We start from the raw sequence: 21,230 nt of genomic DNA, 5'->3' as shown, positions 1-21,230 counted from the left end.
GGGCTCTCCTCACTCTCCGCCGCGCAGGATCGAGTTGCCCTCGAACAGCTGCGTCTCGGGGCCCGTCGCGTCGAGGCGGAGGCGGCCGCTCTGGCCGTAGAAGGCGACCGGGTTGCGCCACAGCACCTGGTCGACGTCGTCCTCCTCGAATCCGGCGGCGAGCATCGCGTCGGCGACGTGCGCCGTCTTGAGCGGGTCGCTCCTGCCCCAGTCGGCGGCCGAGTTGACCAGCACCCGCTCGGTGCCGTGCACCCGCAGGATGCGCACCATGCGGTCGGGGTCCATCTTGGTGTCGGGGTAGATGGAGAAGCCGAGCCAGCAGCCGCTGTCCGCGGCCGGCCCGACCGTCGTCTCGTTGAGGTGGTCGAGGACCACGAAGGCGGGCGGCAGTCCGGACTCGCGCAGCACGTCGAGTGTGCGGGCCAGTCCTGCCGCCTTGTCCCGGTGCGGGGTGTGGACCAGGGCCGGCAGCTCGTGGGTGCGGGCGAGTTGCAGCTGGGCCGCCAGCGCCGTGTCCTCCGCCGGGGTCATCGAGTCGTAGCCGATCTCCCCGACGGCGACCACCCCGTCCTTGAGGAGGTAGCGGGGCAGCTCGTCCAGGACGGGCAGGCAGCGCGGGTCGTTGGCCTCCTTGGGGTTCAGCGCGAGGGTGCAGTGGTGGGCGATGCCGTACTGGGCGGCGCGGAAGGGCTCCCAGCCCAGCAGTCCGTCGAAGTAGTCGTAGAAGGAGGCGGGCGAGGTGCGGGGCTGCCCGAGCCAGAAGGACGGTTCGACCAGGGCGCGGACCCCGGCGTCGTACATCGCGGCGTAGTCGTCGGTGGTGCGGGACGTCATGTGGATGTGCGGGTCGAAGATGCGGCGGATCGGGGACGGCATGGTGGGCGTCACGCTCCTCGCTTCGGCGGTCGCTCCTCGCGCCGGCGGCCGGCACGGCTTGCTACGACTCGGACCCCTCGGTGCGGTCCTGCGGGTGGGGGCGGCGGGCTGGGCGGGCCGGGGGCTCGTCGAACCTGGCCAGGCGCAGCGCGTGTTCGAGGTCCTCGGGCACGGCGCGTCCCGCGGCGGTGCGCTCGCGGGCGTAGTCCTCCAGCATCCTGGCGAGTTCGCCGTCGCCCGCCGCCCGGTGTTCGAGTCCGGCGACGGCGGCCAGCGGTACGCCGGTGAACAGGCACTTGAGCACGCCGTGGCGCCACTGGTGTGCGTCCAGGTGCGCGGCGGCGTACGGGCCGAGCGCGGCGGCGACCAGCCGGGTGTCGTTGGTCCGCAGCGCGTCCTCCACCAGGCCGAGGGCGGCCTCGGTCGCCGGCGGCGGGTCCAGGTGCGGCAGTGCCAGCAGGACGGCCCGCCGCTCGCCGGCCGAGCCGCGCCGGTAGAGCGCGGCGACGGCGTCGGCGCCGGGCGCGGCGGCGTGCAGGATGAGCACGCGAGCGGCGTCGACGGCATCGACAGTGTCGACGGGGTCGGGGGACGGGCCCGGCTGCTGTTCGGTGGCGTGGCACCGGCGGCCCGCGGTGACGAAGTGCCGCTCCCAGGGGGGCAGGCCCCCGCCCGGGCCGTCCTCGCCCGCGCCGGACGCCTCGGACAGCGCCAGGTGCAGCCAGGCGCGCGCGTCAGCGGTCAGGCGCAGTTCGAGACCGGTACGGAGTGAGGCGAGCGGGGTCAGCATGGCGCGGCCTCCTGCCGTGGTGCCGTGGCGTCGGCGGCCGCGGCCTCGCCGGGGGCGCGGGCGCCGGACTCCGCCGGGGTGTGGGCGGCGGCGGTCTCCGCCGCGGTGAGGAATGCCAGTGAGGTGGCGGCCCGTTCGGGCCCCGCGTGCGAGTCGCGGGGCAGTTCGACGGTGACCAGCCCGTCGTAGCCGACCTCGCGCAGCGCCGCCAGCACCGGCGGGAAGTCGATCTCCCCCTCGCCGAACGGCAGGTGCTCGTGCACGCCGCGCCGCATGTCCTCGATCTGCACGTGCCGCAGCCACGGCGCCGCCGCCCGTACGCAGGCGTCCGGTGGTGCGGCCTCCAGGCACTGGCAGTGCCCGATGTCGAGGGTGAGACCGAGCAGTGCGGGGCTGCCGAGCCCGGTGCGCAGCCGGTCGAATCCGGCCAGGTCGGCGAGCAGGTGGCCGGGTTCGGGCTCGATCGCGAGCGGGACCCCCGCGGCCTGCGCGGCGTCGAGCACCGAGCCGACGCCCTCCCCGAGCCGCCTCCAGCCCTCTTCCGGCGCGGTCCCCGCGGGCAGCTTCCCGCTGAAGCAGTGCACGGCGTGCGCCCCCAGGTCCGCGGCCACACGCACGGCCTTGAGCAGCAGTTCGGTCCGCGTGGCGCGGGCCTCGGCGTCCGGGTCGAGCAGCGTCGGGTGGTGTTTGCGGCGCGGGTCGAGCACGTAGCGCGCCCCCGTCTCGACGGTGGCGGTCAGCCCGTACCGCTCCAGCGCCCTGGCCACCCGTGCGGTACGGGCCGCCAGATCGGGGGCGAGCGGGTCGAGGTGCATGTGGTCGAGCGTCAGCCCGACGCCCGCGTAGCCGAGGTCCGCGAGGAGGCCCAGCGCGTCCTCCAGCCGCAGGTCGGCCAGGCCGTTGGTGCCGTACGCGTACCGCAGCGCCGGGTCCTGCGGCGGCCGCTGCGGGTGGCGCGTCCGCGGTGCCTGTGTCATGTGGGGCTGACCTTTCGGGACATGCGGCGGGCGAGGGGCAGCAGCGCGAGCAGTGCGACGGCCGCCAGTTCGCGCCCCGTGCCCCGCTCGCGGGCCGGCACGGCGGAACGGGCGCCTCCTCGGCCGACCTGCGCGGGGCGGGCGCCGGCCGCGGCGGACTCCGGGACACCGGCCGCACCCGCCACCTCGGAGGCGCGGGCGGCGCCCGCCGCGAGCGCGGCCTGGAGCGGGATCATGGCGCGGATGCCGCCGCCCACCGCCCGCTGGAGCAGCGGTGGGGAGGGGTTGAGCGCGGCGTGCAGGAGCGGCCGTGAGGCGGTCGCGGTGTACACGGCGCTCGCCGTCACCGCCAGCGGCGTGCGCCGCCGCGCCGTCCACGCGGCGATCGCGCCGACGGCGCCGAGCGCGGCGAGCGGCACCCCGGGGGCCCCGCCCCGCGTCTCCCGCCGCGAGACCGCGGTCACGGCGAGGGTGTGACCGCCCATGAGCGCCGCCGCGCCCCACACGTCGCGGGCGCGGGAGGCGTCGCGTACGCGGTGCTCTCGCGCGCGCGGCGCGGCGGCGCCGTCCGAGGGGGGCGGGGCCGTGGTGCCGGCCGCCGCCGCTCCCAGCAGGACGTCCAGGAAACGGGCCGTCGCCATGGCCGCGGGCCCGCCAGTGGTGCGGTTGAGGCGCAGGTCGTAGGACCACACGGTGGCGGCCAGCGCGGTCGCGGTCGCGAGGGGGAGCCGCCCGGCGCGGGCCGCCAGCGCCAGCCCTGCCGCGGTCAGGCCGCCCGCTGCCGCGAGGGCGGCCGCCGGGTGGATGCGGCCCGACGGCAGGGGCCGTTCAGGGCGCTCGCGGGCGTCCTCGGCCCGGTCGGCCCAGTCGTTGAGCGCCATGCCCGCCTCGTACAGGCACAGCGAGGATGCGGCGGCCAGCGCCGTGCCGCGTGTCGGGACGCGGCCGGTCGCCGCCGCTCCCGCGAGGGCGTCTCCGGGCACCGTGAACAGAGCTGAGACACGCAGGAGTTGCGCCCAAGCGGCCGCGCGCCCGTGCCCCCGCCCCGTCATGCGGCGCCTCCGGAGGCCGGGGTGAGACGGCCGGCCAGGTCGAGCAGCGCGCGCCACTGCCCGTGCAGGTCGGCGGGCCCGCTGTCGGGGTCCTTGAAGTAGAAGCCCAGGCCCTCGACGGGTCCGGTGAGGCGCTGCTCGTCGGCGCGCGCCAGCAGGCGTGCGAGGTCGAGGACGAGCGGTGCGGCGAGGGCCGAGTCGCAGCCCTGCCAGATGGTCTGGAGGATCATGCGGGAGCCGAGGAACCCGTCGAACGCGATGTGGTCCCAGGCCGTCTTCCAGTCGCCCAGCGCGGGCACGTCGTCGATGTGCACCTCTCCCTCGGGGAGTGCGCCCAGGTTGTCGGCGAGTACCCGCTCCTTGCCCGCGTTCTTGGCCGCCGCCGCGGCCGGTTCCGCGAGGGCCGCGCCGTCGCCGCCGCCGAGCAGGTTGCTGCCGGACCACGCCCGCACGGCGAGGGCCCGCTGCGCGAACATCGGGGCCAGTACGGACCGCAGCAGGGTCTGCCCCGTCTTGCCGTCCCGGCCCGCGTAGGGGACGCCCGCCGTGCGCGCGGCCTCGGCGAGGCGGGGGTGGTGCAGCCCGGTGGACGGCGTGAAGTTGACGTACGGGCATCCGGCTCGGAGCGCCGCGGCGGCGTAGAGGGAGCTGGGCGGAAGGGGCTCTTCGGGCGTGCCCGGGTGGGGTTCCGTGCTGGCGACGTTGACAACGACGGTGCGGGCGAGGCCGTGTGTGCGGGTGAAGTCGGTGATGTCGTGCGCGTACGTGTCGATGAGGGCGTCCTCGTCGCGGCGGTCGGAGGCCGGAGCGGGCGCGGAGGGGCGGATCGCGGCGTCGGCCGCGGCGAGTTCGGCGTGGAGCGCGGAGGGCAGCCCGTGCGGGACGACGCCCGCCTCGGCGAGGGCCTCGGCGCGCTTGGGGAGGGGGCAGCTGGCCGTGTCGTGTCCGCCGAAGACGAGGGAGTCGAGGGGCGGCAGCGAGGCACCGGCGAACGGGGGTGTTTCCGTCACCAGGCCTGTGGGTGGTGCCAGCTTCGCGGCGAGGGCGGCGGCGCCGGTGATCGTCGTGGTGGCTACGGACCCTCTGGCGCCTATGAGCCACAGGCCCGTGCGCGGTGGTGTGCTCACGCTGTCCTCCCTTGTGCCATGCCTGAGCGGTGCGGGGCGCCTGCGGCGGGCGGCCCCCCTCTCCCGTCCCGCTTCTCCCGGGAAGCGCTACTTTCGCTTCCTCCGGCGCCTTTGGTGCCTCGGTGGTTGCGGTTGCCCGGCGGGTGCGGCCGGGTTGTGCCCGCTCGTTCCGCTCCGCGGGAACGATCGCCCACAACCGGGCGGAACCGGCTGGAACCCCGGGGGACCGCTCGCCGGCGGGCCCCCGGGTTCCGTGTCGGGATCAGTCCAGTTGCCGTATGCGCACGTCGCGGAACGCCACCTCGTCGCCGTCCCCGTGGTTTTGGAGACCCACGTGGCCGTCCGTGAGGCTGCGTGCCGGGTCGGTGTTGGTGTAGTCGTTGACGAGGGTGCCGTTCAGGTAGATGCGCAGGCGCTCGCCCTCGACGCGGAGCTCGTAGGTGTTCCACTCTCCCGGCGGGTTGAGGGCCGCGTCGCGGGTGGCCAGGTCCGCGGACTGGAAGCCGTAGACGGATCCTGTGGTCTTCTCGTCGACGTCGGTGGCGTCGATCTGGATCTCGTAGCCGTTGTCGACGGCCGACCACGGGTCGTCGGAGGCGGGGAAGCCGACGAAGACGCCGGAGTTGTCGTCCCCGTCCTCACTCGCCATCCTCCAGTCGAGTTTCAGCGAGTACGAGGAGAACTCGCGCTGCGCGTACCAGAGCAGGCCCATGCCGCCGCTGCTGGTGAGCGTCCCGTCCTCGCTCTCCTCGAACGTGCCGGGCCCCGCCTGTTGCCAGCCGTCCAGCCCGTTGCCGTCGTACAGCGGCGTGTAGCCGCTCTCCGGGCGGCAGTCGGCCTGTACGGCCCCGGTGGCGTACTGGATGCCGCCCAGCAGGTGCCGCTGGAAGGCGGGGTCGGCGTAGGACTCCTTGGTGTGGCCCGCGCCGGTGTAGAAGGCGCGGCCGCCGTCGTACTCCTGGCACCAGGCCAGCGGGTGGTCCTCGCCCATGGTGCCGCCGGTGTAGGAGTCCTCGTCGAGGGTGGCCAGGACGTGTGCGCTCTCGCGCGGGTTCGAGCGGTAGTCGTACCACTCGTCGGTGCGCTCCCAGCTCTCGTCCAGGTGGGCGGTCGCCGGGTGGCCGCGGTCCTCGATCTCCATGGTGGCGGGCTGGACCGCCGGGTGGGAGGAGAAGTAGGCGCCGGCCAGGCCGCCGTACCACTCCCAGTCGTACTCGGTGTCGGCGGCGGCGTGCACACCGACGTAGCCGCCGCCCTGGCCGATGTACTTCTGAAACGCCTTCTGCTGCCGCCGGTCGAGCACGTCGCCCGTGGTGGAGAGGAAGACGACGGCGTCGTAGCGGCCGAGGTTCTTCCCGGTGAAGGCGGTGGCGTCCTCCGTCGCGTCGACGGCGAAGCCGTGCTCGGCGCCGAGCTGCTGGAGGGCCGCGATCCCGTCGGGGATGGAGTCGTGGCGGAATCCGGCCGTCTTGGAGAAGACGAGCACGCGCGCGCCCTCGTCGGTCTCGGGTTGCTGCGCCGCCTGGCTGGGGAGGGCGAACGCTCCGGCGAGGAGCGCCGCCGCCGCCACGGTGAGGCGGGTTCGGTATCTGCCGTGCCCGGTCATGCGCGTCCTCCCCTCATCCAGTGGTGACGGTGAAGCTGTCCAGGTCGAAGAGGGCCCCTTCGCCTCCGGTGAAGACGAGGTAGAGCTTGTCCGCGCCCTCGGGTACGCCGCTGATGCCGGTGCTCACCTCGCTCCAGCCGTCGGTCGCGGTGACCTTCGCGGTGCCCAGGACGGGCCCGTCGGGGGCGTTCGCGCGGACCTCGATGGCGCCGTCGGCCTTGCCGGCCACGCGGGCGGTGAGCTTGCTGACGCCCGCGGGCGCGTACGGGTCGTAGGCGATCCACTGCCCGTTCTGCGCCCCGGTGACGGCCTTGCCGCCCTCGGCGCCCTCGGCGCTGCCGGCGGTCACGCCGTCCGCGGAGGTGGTGAAGTGCTCGGCCTGGCGGTGCTTGGGCTGCAGGATGCTCTGGCCGTGGCTGGTCAGCGGCGGCTGGCCGTTCGCTCCGCTGTCGGTGTACGAGGCGTCGATGACGCCGAAGATGTTGGCGTTGGGGTCGTGCTCGCCGTCGGCCTGGGTCTTGAGGGTGCCCTCGCAGCCCTTGGCGGAGGTCATGGGGTGGCCGTGGCTGTCGTGCCCGAGGATGTAGTTGACCTCGACCTTGGAGCAGTCGATCTCGGTCTCCTCCGGGTCGGTGACCTGCACCTGGAAGGGGATCTCGTCACCGAAGGTGAACGGCTGGCCGTCGGCGGGCAGCTTCAGCTCCACCGTGGGCGCCGTGTTGCCGACGGTGACGTGCACGCTGGCCGAACCGGTGCGCCCCGTGCCGTCCTCGGCGGTGACGGTCGCGGTGTAGGTGCCGTTCTCCTCGTAGGTGTGCGTGGGGTTCGCCTCGGTGGAGGTGGCGCCGTCGCCGAAGTCCCAGCTCAGCGTCAGCTCGTCGCCGTCCTCGTCGCTCGCCTCGGAGGTGAAGGCGACCTCCAGCGGTGCCTGCCCGTCACTCACGTCGCTGCCGGCCTCGACGAGGGGGCTGTGACCCTCCGAGGCGTTCTCGATGCGGTAGAGCGCGGAGTTCTCGTCCCCGTTGAAGTAGCCGGTGCCGTAGTCGAGGACGTAGAGGGCGCCGTCGGGGCCGAAGTCCATGTCCATGACCTGGGTGCCGGTCCACGGGAAGTCGTTGATCTTGGTGACCTCGCCGTCCTCGCCCTGCTCGATCCGCTTGATCCACTGGCGGCCGAACTCGCCCGCGAAGAAGTCGCCGTCGAAGCTCTCCGGGAACTTCGCCGGGTTGTCGTTCTTGGCGTCGTAGCGGTAGACGGGGCCGCCCATCGGGGACTCGGAGCCCTCGCCGAACTCGGGCACGGACGGGCCGTCGTAGGGGATCCAGGCGGCGTGGGCCGGCGGCAGGTCGGTCAGCCCGGTGTTGCGGGCCGAGGTGTTCTTCGGCGCCGCGCAGTCGAACTTCTCGCCCGAGGTGCCGGTGGCGAAGTCGTAGTCGGTGTAGGCGTCGTTGTCGCCGGTGCAGTACGGCCAGCCGAAGTTGCCGGCCTTCGTGACGCGGTTGAACTCGACCTGGCCGGCGGGGCCGCGGTCGGGGTCGGCCGCGCCCGCGTCGGGGCCGTAGTCACCGACGTAGACCGTGTCGGTCTTCTTGTCGACGGTCATCCGGAACGGGTTGCGGAAGCCCATCGCGTAGATCTCGGGCCGCGTCTTGTCGGTGCCCTTCTTGAACAGGTTGCCCTTCGGGACGCTGTAGGAGCCGTCCTTCTTGACCTTGATGCGGAGGACCTTGCCGCGCAGGTCGTTGGTGTTGCCCGCGGAGCGCCGGGCGTCGAAGGCCGGGTTGCGGTCGGCGCGGTCGTCGATCGGCGTGAAGCCGTCCGACTGGAACGGGTTGGAGTCGTCGCCCGTGGACAGCAGCAGGTTGCCCTTGGAGTCGAACGCGATGTCGCCGCCGACGTGGCAGCACGTGCCGCGGTTGGCGGGCACGTCCAGGATCTTCTTCTCGCTCGCCTTGTCGAGCGTGCCGTCCTCCTTCAGCACGAACCTGGCCAGCCGGTTGACGCCCTCGAACTTCTCGAAGTCCTCGGCCGTGCCGCTGTCGGGGGCGTCCGTGGACGGGGTGTCGAGCGGGGGCGCGTAGTAGAGGTAGACGAACCGGTTCTTGGTGAACTTCGGGTCGACGCCGACGCCCTGGAGGCCCTCCTCGTCGTGGTTGTAGACGTCGAGGGTGCCGGCGACCTTCGTGTTGCCCTTCGCGTCGGTCAGCCGCAGGGTGCCTTCGCGGGCCGTGTGCAGGACGGAGCGGTCGGGCAGGACCGCCATCGTCATCGGCTCGCCCATCTCCTCCACGCCCTTGGCGAGCGTGACCTGCTGGAACTCGGTCGCCTCCGTGCCCTTCGCGGGCTGTGTCGCGGGGGCGGGTGCCGATGCGGCCTGGGCCCCCGCCGTCGCGGCGCCCGCGATCAGGAGCGCGCTCGCGAGGGATGCCAGGCCCGTGCGGAGTCTGCGGTGTCGTCTGTGCACAGCGGTTCCTCCTGGGAGGTCCGGGGGTGTGACGGGTGGGGTGGTGGGGGTGCCGTCGTTACTGTGCTGTGCTGTTCGGCTACGTCCATGGGACCGTAGCCGCGTTTGTCCGGGGCCGGAACCCCTTTGACATGGCGCGGTGTTGAATTGTCCAGCCACAGGACAAAGCGAGTGCCCCGGCCCCGCCCTTTCACCGTTTCCTGGGGCACCTCCCGGACGAAGTCTGGGGGAGTTTGAGGACAAGCGAAGCGACAGCTGGGGGATACGGGGCAGGCACCCCCGTAGAAACGGTGAAAGGGCGGGGCTGGGGATCAGTTGCCGAAGGCCGCGTCGAACGACGCGCTCGGCGGCTCGTAGTCGTAGGCCCTCAGCCGCGCCAGCGCCTCGGGAGCGCCGACGAGGCGGTCCATGCCGGCGTCCTCCCACTCCACGGAGACCGGCCCCTCGTAGCCGATGGCGCGGAGCATGCGGAACACGTCCTCCCACGCGACGTCGCCGTGCCCGGCGGAGACGAAGTCCCAGCCCCGCCGCGGGTCGCCCCACGGCAGGTGGGAGCCCAGCCTGCCGTTGCGCCCGTCCAGCCGGCGCCGGGCCTCCTTGCAGTCGACGTGGTAGATGCGCTCCCGGTAGTCGTACAGGAAGCCGGCCGGGTCCAGGTCCTGCCACACGAAGTGCGAGGGGTCGAAGTTGAGCCCGAACGCGGCCCTGTTGCCGACCGCCTCCAGCGCGCGCTGCGTCGTCCAGTAGTCGTAGGCGATCTCGCTGGGGTGCACCTCGTGCGCGAACCTGACGCCCTCCGCGTCGAACACGTCGAGGATGGGGTTCCAGCGCTCGGCGAAGTCCTCGTAGCCGCGGTCGACCATCTGCGGCGGGGTCGGCGGGAACATCGCCACCAGGTGCCAGATGGAGGACCCGGTGAAGCCGATGACGGTGTCCACGCCGAGCGCGGCGGCCGCCCGCGCGGTGTCCTTCATCTCGGTCGCGGCCCGCCGGCGTACGCCCTCGGGGTCGCCGTCGCCCCAGATGCGGGGCGCGACGATGGCCTTGTGCCGCTCGTCGATGGGGTGGTCGCAGACGGCCTGCCCGGTCAGGTGGTTGGAGACGGCCCAGCAGTCGAGACCGTACTTCTCCAGCAGCCGGCGCCGCCCGTCCACGTACCCCGGCTCGGCGAGCGCGCGGTCGACCTCGAAGTGGTCGCCCCAGCAGGCGAGTTCGAGTCCGTCGTAGCCGAAGTCGCGGGCCAGCCGGCACACCTCCTCCAGAGGGAGATCGGCCCACTGCCCGGTGAAGAGGGTGAACTTACGTGCCACGGTGACCTCCTAGGCGGTTGCCGGCTGCTCCACCGGCGTGTAGACGCAGTTCTTCTCGGCGCTCTCCTCGACGGCGGCCAGCACCTTCTGCACCTGGAGACCGTCCTCGAAGGAGGGGGCGGGCCGCCCGCCCGTCGCGATAGCGTGCACGAGGTCGCGCGCCTGGTGGGTGAAGGTGTGCTCATAGCCGAGCCCGTGCCCCGGCGGCCACCAGGCCTCCAGGTAGGGGTGGTCGTGTTCGGTGACGAGGATGCGGCGGAAGCCCGACTCGCCCGCCGCCTGGGTGTGGTCGTGGAACTCCAGCTCGTTGAGGCGTTCCAGGTCGAAGGCGAGGGAGCCGAGGGTGCCGTTCAGCTCGACGCGGAGCGCGTTCTTGCGTCCCGCGGCGACGCGGGTCACCTCGAAGGAGGCCAGTGCGCCGCTGAGGAGCCGGCCGGTGAAGACGGCCGCGTCGTCCACCGTGACGGCTCCGAGCTCCCCTGCGGGGGCCCCGTCGCCCAGCGGGCGCTCCTTGACGAACGTCTCCGTCTGCGCGGAGACGCCCGCCAGCGGGGACCCGGCCACGTGCTGGGCGATGTCGATGGCGTGCGCGCCCAGGTCGCCGAGGGCGCCGGAGCCGGCGGTCTCCTTGCGCAGCCGCCAGGCGAGCGGGAAGGCCGGGTCCACCAGCCAGTCCTGGAGGTAGCTGACCCGCACGTGCCGTACGTCGCCCAGGCGCCCCTCGGCCACCATGCGGCGGGCGAGCGCGAGCGCGGGTGTGCGGCGGTAGTTGAAGCCGACCATGGCCACCTGCCCGCGCTCACGCGCGGCCCGCGCCGCCGCCACCATGGCCTCCGCCTCGGCGACGGTGTTGGCCAGCGGCTTCTCGCACAGCACGTGCTTGCCGGCCTCCAGGGCCGCGACGGCGATCTCGGCGTGGCTGTCGCCCGGCGTGCACACGTCGACGAGCTGCACGTCGTCGCGCGCGATCAGGGCACGCCAGTCGGTCTCGGCCGCCGCCCAGCCCAGGCGTTGCGCGGCGGTGCGCACGGCCGCCGGATCGCGCCCGCACACGGCGGCCAGCGCCGGGGTGAGCGGCAGGTCGAAGACCCGGCCCACGGTGCGCCAGCCCTGCGAGTGCGCCTGGCCCATGAACGCGTAGCCGACCATGCCCACGCCCAGGGGCGGCGCGGTGGCGGGCGCGGTGCTGTCGTACGGCATGAAGGTCCTCCCTCTCGGGGTTGCGGCCCCCGGGGCGCCGGCCCGCGCCGCGTGGTGGTGCGGCGGGGCGGCACCCCGGGGGTCCCGTCTGCGTCAGCGGTTCCTGTCCGGCCCGGCCGCCCGTTGGGGGCCCGCACCGGCCGGTGCGGGCGGTGGGCCCCGTGCGGCGGCCGGGCCTGCCCGTCAGGTGAAGCCGATCGGGAGGTAGTCGTCGACGTTCTTCTTCGTCACCACGGCCGAGTAGAGGGTGACCTGCGCGGGGATCTCGTACTCGGCCATGCCGCCGATGCCCTTGCCCTGGCCCAGCGCGCGGGCCAGGTCGATGGCGGAGGCGGCCATGGTGGGCGGGTAGAGGACGGTGGCCTTCACCACGCTGTCGTCCTTCTTGATGGCCTCCATCACGCGCTTGGAGCCCGCGCCGCCGACCATGATGAACTCGTCGCGGCCCGCCTGCTTGATGGCCCGTTCGGCGCCGACGCCCTGGTCGTCGTCGTGGTTCCACAGCGCGTCGAAGCTCTTTTGCGCCTGGAGGAGCGCGGACATCTTCTGCTGCCCCGACTCGACGGTGAACTCGGCCGCCTGGCGGGCCACCTTCTCGATGTTCGGGTAGTTCTTGAGCGCGTCGTCGAAGCCCTTGGTGCGCTGCCGGGTCAGCTCCAGGTTGTCGATGCCGGCCAGCTCGACGACCTTGGCGTTCTTCTTGTCCTTGAGCTGTTCCCCGATGTAGCGCCCGGCGTTGAGGCCCATGCCGTAGTTGTCGCCGCCGATCCAGCACCGGTACGCCTGCTGCGTGGAGAAGATCCGGTCGAGGTTGACGACGGGTATCCCGGCGCGCATCGCCTTGAGCCCCGCCTGGGTCAAAGCCTTGCCGTCGGCGGGCAGGACGACGAGGACGTCGACCTTCTTGTTGATCAGCGTCTCGACCTGGCCGACCTGGGTGGCGTTGTCGTTGGAGCCCTCGGTGGCCTCCAGGGTGACGTCCTCGTACTTCTTGGCGCGGTTCTTGGCCTGCGTGGTGATGGCGTTGAGCCAGCCGTGGTCGGCCTGCGGGCCCGCGAAGCCGATGGTGACCTTCTTGCCCGGCTTGGAGTCGGCCACCTGCGCGCCGGCCGACTCCTCCTTGCCGTCGTTGTTCTCGTTGCTGGTGCAGCCCGTGGCCAGGAGGGCCGCGCCGGCCGCCGTGCCGAAGAGCATGTTTCTGCGGCTGGTGGCCGCCCGGGGAACGCGTGGGATATCGGTCATGACGTGGAACGACCCTTCTGGACCAGGACGGCCGCGACGATGATCGCGCCCTTGGCGATCTGCTGGATGTCCGTCTGGAGGTTGTTGAGGGCGAACAGGTTGGTGATGGTGGTGAAGACCAGGACGCCGAGCACCGAGCCGAGAATGGTGCCCCGGCCGCCGCTGAGCAGGGTGCCGCCGATGATGGCCGCGGCGATGGCGTCGAGTTCGTACAGGTTGCCGTTGGTGTTCTGTCCCGAACCGGTGAGGATGATCAGCATGAACGCGGCGATGCCGCAGCACAGCCCGGACAGCAGGTAGAGCAGCAGCCGCTGGCGCTTGACGGCGATCCCCGCCAGCCGGGAGGCCTCCGCGTTGCCGCCGACGGCCACCGTGCGGCGCCCGAAGGTGGTGCGGTTGAGCACCAGCCAGCCGACGACGCACACGAAGGCGAAGACCAGCACGATCGGCGGGATGCCGAGCACGTAGGAGTCCTTGATGCCCAGGTCGAGAACGGCGTCGACCTTGACGACCTGCGTGTTGCCGTCACTGATCTGCAACGCCAGGCCGCGGGCCGAGGCGAGCATCGCCAGCGTCGCGATGAACGGCACCATCGGCCCGTAGGCGATGAGCAGCCCGTTGACGAGCCCGCAGCCGAGGCCCACCAGCAGGCTGCACAGCAGCATCCCGGTGAGCCCGAAGTCCTGGGTGGCCACCGTCGTGGCCCACACCGAGGCGAGGGCGACGATCGCGCCGACGGACAGGTCGATGCCCCCACCGATGATCACGAACGTCACGCCGACGGTGACGACTCCGATGACGGAGGCCTGGGTGAGGATGAGGCGCAGGTTCTCCCCGGCCAGGAACGCGTCGGGCTTGGTGAGCGCGCCGACGACCGCGAGGGCGAGCAGGACGCCGACGAGGGAGAGCTGCCGCACGTCGAACGGCCTCCGGCGGCCGGCCGCCGGCTCCTTCTTCGCCTGGGGCGGAGTGGGTTTGCTTGCCACGCTGGTGGGTGCGTCTGCGTTCATGTGCGGTCACCTCTGGGGGCGTCGTGGTCCTGTGAGTCGTGCGCGCCGTCGCCGGTGCGGGCGGCGGTCGTGCCCACCCGCACCGCCCCGCGCGACGCGTGCCCACGAACCGCGCTCGCGTGGGCCGAAGGGGGCAGCGCCCTCATGCCGGGGCGCTTTCCATCACGAGGTCGAGCACGCGGTGCTCGTCCAGTTCGTGGGCCGGGGCCGTGTGCACGACGCGGCCCTCCTTCAGGACGAGCACCCGGTCGGCGAGGCCGAGGACCTCGGGCAGTTCGCTGGAGACCAGGAGCACGCACACCCCCTCGTCGGCCAGCCGCCGGATGACGGCGTACAGCTCCGCGCGCGCACCGACGTCCACGCCGCGCGTCGGCTCGTCCAGCAGCAGCACCCGGCAGCCGTGCAGCAGCCAGCGGGCGAGGACGGCCTTTTGCTGGTTGCCGCCGGAGAAGGTGCTCACCGCACGCTCGGGCGCGTCGGGGTGCAGGGCGAGGTCGCGGGTGTGCCGGTGTGCCGCGGCCCGCTCGCGGCCGCGGTCGAGCCAGCCGGCGCGGGCGAAGCGGGACAGCGAGGAGACGGAGACGTTGCGGGTGACCGACTCCAGCATCAGCAGCGCCTGCGACTTGCGCTCCTCGGGCGCCAGCCCGATGCCGGCGCGGACCGCGGCCGGGATGCTGCCGGGCCGCAGCGGCCTGCCGTCGACCAGCACCCGTCCCGCGGTGGGCCGGCGCGCCCCGTACAGCGTCTCCAGGATCTCCGAGCGGCCCGAGCCGACCAGCCCCGCGAGCCCGACGATCTCACCGGGCCGCAGCGCCAGATCCAGCGGAGCGAACTCCCCCTCCCTGGCCAGACCCTCGGCGCGCAGCACGGGTTCGGCCTGGAGGGGACCACCGGGTTTGGCGGGGAACGCGCTGCGCACGTCCCGTCCGGTCATCCGGGCGACGAGATCGTCGGTGGGCGTGGTGCGGGCCGGCAGATCGCGGGCGACGACGCCGCCGTCCTTGAGGACGGAGACCCGGTCCCCGATGCGGCGGATCTCCTCCAGCCTGTGGGAGATGTAGACGACGGCCACCCCCTCTTCGGTCAGGCTCTTGACGATCCGGAAGAGGTTGTCGACCTCGTCCGGATCGAGTGCGGCCGACGGCTCGTCCATGATGATCAGCCGGACGTCGTGGGAGAGGGCGCGGGCCATCGAGACGATCTGCGCCCCGGCGGCGGACAGCGAGCCGACGAGCGTTCCGGGGTCGATCTCCGGATGGCCGAGGCGGGCCAGCAGTTCGGCGGTGCGGCTCCGCGCCTCGCGGGGCCTGATGAGCCCGCGGATGGCGACCTCGTGGCCGAGGAAGACGTTCTCGGCGACCGAGACGTGCTCGACCAGGTCGAGCTCCTGGTAGATGGTGGCGATGCCCAGCCGCATCGCGGAGACGGGCGTGGGCAACCGCACGGGGTCGCCGCGCCAGGTGATCTCCCCCTCGTCGGGCTGGTGGGCCCCGGAGAGGACCTTGATCAGGGTGGACTTGCCCGCGCCGTTCTGGCCGAGCAGACAGTGGACCTCACCTTCCTCCACGTCGAGGTCCACGCCGTCGAGCGCTCGGACACCAGGAAAGGATTTGGTGATTGAGGACATCGTCAGCAGGGGCATGCAGGACCTCCGTCCCAGGGCCGTACGGGGTGCGCTGTGCGGTGCTCGTACCGGTGGGGCGTGTGTGTCGTGGGTCGTGCGAGGTGCGGTGGTGCCGGGTGCTGCCGCGGTGCGTGGTGTCTCTTCGCCGTGCGGTACCGGGTGCGGCACCGTGCGGTGGTGCGTGGTGCCGCGCGCGGTGCGGTCGTGCGTGGAGCTGCGCCGTGCGGTGGTGCGTGGAGCTGCGCCGTGCGGTGGTGCTCGTGCGGTGTGGTGCTTGCGCGGGCGGACCGGGGGGCCGCTGTGCGCGGTGGGGTGGCGCCGTGCCTCGGGTCCTACGCGGGGGAGAACAGGTGGTCGCTGGTGAGCCTGGCCGCTCCGGTCACCCCTGCGACCTGGCCCAACTCGCCCAGCACGATGGGAAGATTGCCGGTCGCCAGGGGCAGCGACTGGCGGTAGACCTGGGTGCGGATGCTGGCCAGCAGGGTGTGGCCGAGCCCGGTGACGCCACCTGAGATGACGACCAGGCCGGGGTTGAAGAAGCTGACGAGCCCGGCGATGACCTGGCCCACGCGCGCCCCGCCCTCGCGGATGAGGTCGAGCGAGGTGCCGTCCCCCGCGGAGGCGGCGACGGCGATGTCGGCGGCGCCGAGCCGGCCGTTCCCCTCCAGCAGCCGGGCCAGTTCCGCCGAGCGCCCGTCGCGGGCCGCCTCCTCCGCGTCCCTGGCGAGGGCGGCCCCGCCGAAGTAGGCCTCCAGGCAGCCGCGGTTGCCGCAGGCGCACTGGCGTCCCTCCGGCTCGACCTGGATGTGGCCGATGTCGCCCGCGCTGCCGGTGGTGCCGTGGTGGACGTCGCCGCCGACGACGACGCCGCAGCCGATGCCCGTACCGATCTTGACGCAGAAGAAGTCCTGCACGGAGCGGGCCACCCCGGCCTGCATCTCGCCCATGGCCATCAGGTTCACGTCGTTGTCGACCATCACGGGGCAGCCCAGTTCCTGGCTGAGCGCCTCCCGCACGGGGAAGCCGTCCCAGCCGGGCATGATCGGCGGGGCGACGGGGACGCCCTCGGGGAACCGGACGGGGCCCGGCACGCCGATGCCCGCGCCGTCGAGACCCTCGGCGACGCCGCTGTCGCGCAGCTTGGCCACCATCGCCAGCACCTGGTCGAAGACCGCGACAGGGCCCTCGCGGACGTCCATGGGCTGGTTGATGTGGCCGAGGATCTCCAGCTCGGGGTTGGTGACGGCGACGTCGATCGAGGTGGCACCGATGTCGACGCCCAGGAAGCGCAGTTGCGGTGCGAGGCGGATGTTGTGCGAGCGGCGACCGCCGCGTGAGGCGGCGAGCCCGTCGGCGACGACGAGGCCCGTCTCCAGCAGCCGGTCGACCTCGACGGCCAGTTTGGAGCGGGACAGGTCGACGCGGTCGCCGAGTTCGGCGCGTGAGCGCGGGCCGCCGTCACGCAGCAGGCGGAGCAGTCGCGCCTGGTGCGCGTTCGCGGGCCGTGCAGTCATGCGCCTCACCGCTACCCCTCCAGCCGCCTGTGTCGGCATCACGTCCGGGAATGCACGGGGAACGTAGCAGTGGGAGCCGGGGTTGGGAAGAAGTTATGCGTTAACCAGCTCGACTTTTTCCCGCCAGTGGACAAAGACCGCTCCCAACGGTGTCCGCCTCCTCACTCAAGGCCGAGCCTCCTCGCCGGAAGTCGAGCCTCCTCGCGCAGGGTCGAGCCTCCTCGCTTAAAGTCGAGCCTCCTCGCTTAAGGTCGAGCCTCCTCGCTTAAGGTCGAGGACAGGGAGGTGAGGCGACATGGGCAGGGTCACCGAGCGGCGCCCGGTCATCCGGGTGCGGGACGGCGCCGTCAGTACGCGGCCCGACACGCTGGTGGCGGAGGAGCCGCTGGAGATCAGGCTGAACGGGAAACCGCTGGCCATCACCATGCGCACCCCGGGTGACGACTTCGCGCTGGCCGCCGGCTTCCTCGTCAGCGAGGGCGTCATCTCGGCGGCGGACGAGCTGGCCACCATCGTCTACTGCGGCGGCGCCCGCGACGAGGGCGGCAACACCTACAACGTCGTCGACGTACGGCTGGCGCCGGGCGTGCCCGTCCCCGACATCGCGCTGGAGCGCAACGTCTACACGACGTCCTCGTGCGGGCTGTGCGGCAAGGCCAGCCTGGACGCCGTACGGACGACGACGCGCTGGCAGCTGGAGGCGGAACGTCCGAACGGCCTCGGCATCGACCTGCTGGCGGCGCTGCCCGAGCGGCTGCGCGCGGCACAGCGGGTCTTCGACCGCACCGGCGGCCTGCACGCGGCGGCGCTGTTCTCCCCCACGGGCGAGCTGCTGGACGTGCGCGAGGACGTGGGCCGCCACAACGCGGTGGACAAGTTGGTCGGACACGCCGTGCGCAGCGGCGCGCTGCCGCTGCGGGACGCGCTGCTGATGGTGTCGGGCCGGGCCTCCTTCGAGCTGGCCCAGAAGGCGGTGATGGCGGGCGTTCCCGTGCTGGCCGCCGTCTCCGCGCCGTCCTCCCTCGCGGTGGACCTGGCCGAGGAGACGGGTCTGACCCTGGTCGGCTTCCTGCGCGGCACCTCGATGAACGTCTACGCGGGCGCGCATCGGCTGGCGCTGCCGGTGGCCACCGGCTGAGGCGGGGCGCGCACGTCCTGCGGGGCCTACCGGGAAGGTGCGGTCGTCGGCAGCGTGCCCGTCCGGGCGCCTTCCGCCCCGCCGCCCGTCGTCCGCTCTTCCTCGCCTTCCTCGACTTCCTGGCCTTCCTCGACTTCTTCGACTTCCCCGACTTCTTCATCGGGCGCCCAGCGGCGGGCGAGGTAGGCGCAGACCATGAGCTGCATCTGGTGGAAGAGCATGAGCGGCAGCACCGCGACGCTGGCCTGGGCGCCGAACAGGACGCTGGCCATGGGCAGCCCCGCGGCCAGCGACTTCTTCGAGCCGGCGAAACAGATCGCGAGGCGGTCGGGCCGCTCGAAGCCCAGTCGGCGCGAGCCGAACCAGGTCAGGGTCAGCATGAGCGCGAGCAGGACGGCCTCGACGCCCAGCAGCGCCAGCAGCCGTGCCGGGGTGACCCGGCCCCAGACGCCCTCCGCCATGCCCTGGCTGAAGGCGGTGTAGACGACCAGGAGCACCGAGGAGCGGTCCACGTAGCCGAGCACCCGCTTGTGGCGGGTCAGGAAGCCGACGAGCCAGCGCCGCACGAGCTGCCCGGCGACGAAGGGCGCGAGCAGCTGGCAGGCGATCTCTATCAGGCCGCCGGCGGACAGTGCCGCTTGGCCGCCGATGAGCCAGGCCGCCAGCAGCGGGGTCGCGACCATCCCGAAGAGGCTGGAGTAGGTGCCCGCGCAGATGGCCGCCGGCACGTTGCCCCGTGCCATGGCGGTGAAGGCTATGGAGGACTGGATGGTGGAGGGGACCAGGCACAGGAAGAGGAACCCGTCCTGGAGCCCGGGGGTGAGCACGTACGGGACGAGTGCGTGCGAGGCGAGGCCCAGCAGGGGGAAGAGGACGAAGGTGCACACCAGCACGGCCAGGTGCAGCCGCCAGTGGCTGAGCCCGTCCAGGGCCTCGCGGGTGGAGAGCCGTGCCCCGTAGAGGAAGAAGATCAGCCCTACCGCGATCTTGGTGGCCCAGCTGAACCCGTGGGCCACGCCGCCCGAGGCGGGGAGCAGCACGGCGATCAGGACCGTGGTCACCAGCAGCAGGACGTAGGGGTCCAGGTGTCGGGTGAGGCGGCGCATGGGCACCAAGATACCGATGGGTGGAATCGCCTTTCCGAAGTGTCTCCCCTCGCCCTGCGTCCCGCGGCCCCGCACCCGTGGCGCTCCCCCGCACTTCTCGCCGCGCCGCGCGGACCCCCTCCCGCTTTCGCGAAGATTTGCGAAGCGTCGCGAAGGTTCGGTGCAGAAACCCGACGGGTCGGGCGACGACTTGGCGGCGATCCCCTCACCCGCCGTCGAACTGTCCTCAATTGACCGACTGACCTGCGGGGACTCCCTGCCGATCATGGTGCCCGATCGGATACGGTCACTCGCACCGCCCCATGTGGCGCTGTGCAGTCGAGGAGCAGAGTCTTTGCGCGAGTTCACCGTTGACGCGTTGGCGACGGAGCCCCAGGTGGGCGGGCTGGCCGACGCCGTCTTCGCGCACGCCGACGAGCGTCCCGCCCTGCCGTTGCTGGCCCGCAAGGACCCGCAGGGACAGTGGCAGGAGGTGACCGCGGCCCGGTTCCGCGACGAGGTCGTCGCGGTGGCGAAGGGCCTGCTGGCCCAGGGCGTCCGGTTCGGGGACCGCGTCGCGCTGATGTCCCGTACGCGCTACGAGTGGACGCTGCTGGACTTCGCGCTGTGGTCGATCGGCGCCCAGCCCGTCCCCGTCTACCCCACCTCCTCGGCCGAGCAGGTCGCCTGGATGCTGCACGACGCCGAGGTGACCGCCGCGGTGGTCGAGCACGAGGACCACGCGATGACCATCGGCTCCGTCGTCGACGGGCTGCCGCGGCTGAAGAAGCTGTGGCAGCTGGACGCCGCCGCCATGGACGAGATCGTCGCCGCCGGCGCGCACCTGGACGACGAGGTCGTCCACCGGCACCGGCTGGCACTGACCCCGGACACCGCCGCCACCGTCATCTACACCTCCGGCACCACAGGGCGGCCCAAGGGCTGCGTGCTCACCCACGCCAACTTCATGGCCGAGGCCGACAACATCGTCGCCCGCTACGACCAGGTCTTCGGCGCCAAGCAGGGGGAGCAGGGCTCTCTGCTGCTGTTCCTGCCGCTGACCCACGTCTTCGGACGGATGGTGGAGGTCGCCGCCGTGCGCGGCGGGATCAAGCTGGGGCACCAGCCGGAGATGACGGCCAAGGCCCTCCTGCCCGACCTGCGGGCCTTCCGCCCCACCTTCATCCAGGCGGTACCGCACCTGTTCGAGAAGATCTTCCAGAGCGTCCGCCGCAAGGCCGAGGCCGACGGCAAGCTGGGCCCCTTCGAGAAGGCCGTGGACGTGGCGATCCGCTACGCGGAGGCGCTCGAACACAAGGCGTTCGGTACAGGGCCTGGCCCCGGCGCCTCGCTGCGCATGCAGCACCAGCTCTACGACAGGCTCGTCTACACCAAGCTGCGGGAGGCGATGGGCGGCCGCTGCCGGTACGCGATGTCGGGCGGCTCGGCCATGGAACGGCGGCTGGGGCTGTTCTTCGACGGCGCGGGCATGCGGATCTTCGAAGGGTACGGGCTGACCGAGACCACGGCCGCCGCCGTCGCCAACCCGCCCGAGCGCCCCCGCTTCGGCACGGTGGGACAGCCGATCCCCGGCACCACCGTGCGGATCGCCGAGGACGGTGAGATCCTGCTGCACGGCGGGCAGATCTTCGGCGGCTACCTCAACAACCCGCACGCCACGCGCAACTCCCTGCGCGGCGGCTGGATGGCCACCGGCGACCTGGGCTCCCTGGACGACCGGGGCTACCTGACGATCACCGGCCGCAAGAAGGAGATCCTGGTGACCTCCGGCGGCAAGAGCGTCTCCCCAGGGCCGCTGGAGGAGAGGGTGCGGGAGCATCCGCTGGTCGGCCAGTGCATCGTGCTGGGCAACGACAGGCCGTACGTGTCCGCGCTGCTCACTCTCGACGAGGAAGCCGTGCAGCACTGGCTGGCGATGCGGGAGAAGCCGGGTCTGGACCCGGCCGAGCTGCTGCGGGACGAGGATCTGGAGCGGGAGATGCGGCGGGCCGTCGTCGCGGCGAACACCCAGGTCTCGCAGGCGGAGTCCATCCGCACCTTCCGGATACTGGCCCGGCCCTTCCTGGAGGAGGACGGGCTGCTCACGCCGTCGATGAAGCTGAAGCGGGGCGCGATCGAAACGGCCTACGCCGCCGAGATAGAGGCCCTGTACCGGGGCTGACCGCCCGGTGCGGGGCGCGGGGGCTGAGGTCGC

The 21,230-nt window shown here is 72.6% G+C and carries 16 protein-coding genes; 2 read left to right on the top strand and 14 right to left on the bottom strand.

Annotation, left to right across the window (positions count from 1 at the left end; genetic code table 11):
• Nucleotides 1-9: 9 nt before the first annotated feature.
• From DTL70_RS17750 to DTL70_RS17690, 13 genes are all read right to left on the bottom strand, one after another.
• Entirely contained in the window at nucleotides 10-876 is an 867-nt protein-coding gene (locus DTL70_RS17750) for a TatD family hydrolase (protein WP_114022928.1), read from the bottom strand.
• Between the two features lie 61 nt (nucleotides 877-937).
• On the bottom strand, nucleotides 938-1,666 hold the full coding sequence (locus DTL70_RS17745; protein WP_181860969.1) for an EboA domain-containing protein: 729 nt from the start codon (nucleotides 1,664-1,666) through the stop codon (nucleotides 938-940).
• Nucleotides 1,660-2,643, bottom strand: coding sequence for a sugar phosphate isomerase/epimerase family protein (locus tag DTL70_RS17740; protein ID WP_114022927.1), 984 nt, complete (start codon nucleotides 2,641-2,643; stop codon nucleotides 1,660-1,662). The genes DTL70_RS17745 and DTL70_RS17740 overlap by 7 nt, the downstream gene beginning before the upstream one ends.
• Nucleotides 2,640-3,695, bottom strand: a complete 1,056-nt coding sequence (locus DTL70_RS17735) for an SCO3242 family prenyltransferase (RefSeq protein WP_114022926.1) — start codon at nucleotides 3,693-3,695, stop codon at nucleotides 2,640-2,642. Before DTL70_RS17735 ends, DTL70_RS17740 begins: the two co-directional genes overlap by 4 nt.
• Complete coding sequence (locus DTL70_RS17730) at nucleotides 3,692-4,822, bottom strand: inositol-3-phosphate synthase (protein ID WP_114022925.1); 1,131 nt, start codon at nucleotides 4,820-4,822, stop codon at nucleotides 3,692-3,694. Before DTL70_RS17730 ends, DTL70_RS17735 begins: the two co-directional genes overlap by 4 nt.
• A 262-nt stretch (nucleotides 4,823-5,084) precedes the next feature.
• Nucleotides 5,085-6,428 (bottom strand): ThuA domain-containing protein, encoded by a 1,344-nt coding sequence (locus DTL70_RS17725; protein WP_114022924.1) that lies wholly within the window; start codon nucleotides 6,426-6,428, stop codon nucleotides 5,085-5,087.
• Between the two features lie 13 nt (nucleotides 6,429-6,441).
• Nucleotides 6,442-8,892: a PQQ-dependent sugar dehydrogenase gene (locus tag DTL70_RS17720; protein WP_114022923.1), complete on the bottom strand. Its 2,451-nt coding sequence runs from the start codon at nucleotides 8,890-8,892 to the stop codon at nucleotides 6,442-6,444.
• Between the two features lie 311 nt (nucleotides 8,893-9,203).
• A complete protein-coding gene (locus DTL70_RS17715) occupies nucleotides 9,204-10,202 on the bottom strand; it encodes a sugar phosphate isomerase/epimerase family protein (RefSeq protein ID WP_114022922.1) in 999 nt (332 codons plus the stop codon).
• Nucleotides 10,203-10,211: 9 nt separating this feature from the next.
• The gene (locus DTL70_RS17710) at nucleotides 10,212-11,402 is read right to left on the bottom strand and encodes a Gfo/Idh/MocA family protein (protein WP_114022921.1); all 1,191 of its coding nucleotides are present in this window, start codon (nucleotides 11,400-11,402) and stop codon (nucleotides 10,212-10,214) included.
• Nucleotides 11,403-11,585: 183 nt separating this feature from the next.
• Entirely contained in the window at nucleotides 11,586-12,644 is a 1,059-nt protein-coding gene (locus tag DTL70_RS17705) for a substrate-binding domain-containing protein (protein ID WP_114022920.1), read from the bottom strand.
• Nucleotides 12,641-13,654 carry an ABC transporter permease gene (locus DTL70_RS17700; protein ID WP_181860968.1) on the bottom strand — a complete coding sequence of 338 codons (1,014 nt, stop codon included), beginning with the start codon at nucleotides 13,652-13,654 and terminating at the stop codon, nucleotides 12,641-12,643. Before DTL70_RS17700 ends, DTL70_RS17705 begins: the two co-directional genes overlap by 4 nt.
• A 142-nt stretch (nucleotides 13,655-13,796) precedes the next feature.
• Complete coding sequence (locus tag DTL70_RS17695; RefSeq protein ID WP_114022919.1) at nucleotides 13,797-15,296, bottom strand: sugar ABC transporter ATP-binding protein; 1,500 nt, start codon at nucleotides 15,294-15,296, stop codon at nucleotides 13,797-13,799.
• A gap of 314 nt (nucleotides 15,297-15,610) precedes the next feature.
• The gene (locus DTL70_RS17690; protein ID WP_114022918.1) at nucleotides 15,611-16,792 is read right to left on the bottom strand and encodes an ROK family transcriptional regulator; all 1,182 of its coding nucleotides are present in this window, start codon (nucleotides 16,790-16,792) and stop codon (nucleotides 15,611-15,613) included.
• A 295-nt stretch (nucleotides 16,793-17,087) separates the two neighbouring features.
• On the opposite strand from DTL70_RS17690, the gene fdhD reads away from it, so the two are divergent.
• Complete coding sequence (gene fdhD / locus DTL70_RS17685; RefSeq protein WP_114022917.1) at nucleotides 17,088-17,930, top strand: formate dehydrogenase accessory sulfurtransferase FdhD; 843 nt, start codon at nucleotides 17,088-17,090, stop codon at nucleotides 17,928-17,930.
• A gap of 26 nt (nucleotides 17,931-17,956) precedes the next feature.
• On the opposite strand, the gene DTL70_RS17680 is transcribed toward fdhD, so the two are convergent.
• The gene (locus DTL70_RS17680) at nucleotides 17,957-19,036 is read right to left on the bottom strand and encodes a bile acid:sodium symporter family protein (protein ID WP_114022916.1); all 1,080 of its coding nucleotides are present in this window, start codon (nucleotides 19,034-19,036) and stop codon (nucleotides 17,957-17,959) included.
• Between the two features lie 334 nt (nucleotides 19,037-19,370).
• Here DTL70_RS17680 and DTL70_RS17675 point away from each other — a divergent pair, with 334 nt between their 5' ends.
• Entirely contained in the window at nucleotides 19,371-21,197 is a 1,827-nt protein-coding gene (locus tag DTL70_RS17675; RefSeq protein ID WP_114022915.1) for an AMP-dependent synthetase/ligase, read from the top strand.
• The last annotated feature ends 33 nt before the right edge of the window (nucleotides 21,198-21,230 follow it).

It is taken from the genome of Streptomyces diacarni (assembly GCF_003323715.1).
GTDB lineage: Bacteria > Actinomycetota > Actinomycetes > Streptomycetales > Streptomycetaceae > Streptomyces > Streptomyces diacarni.
This window is presented reverse-complemented; position numbering and strand designations above follow the sequence as displayed.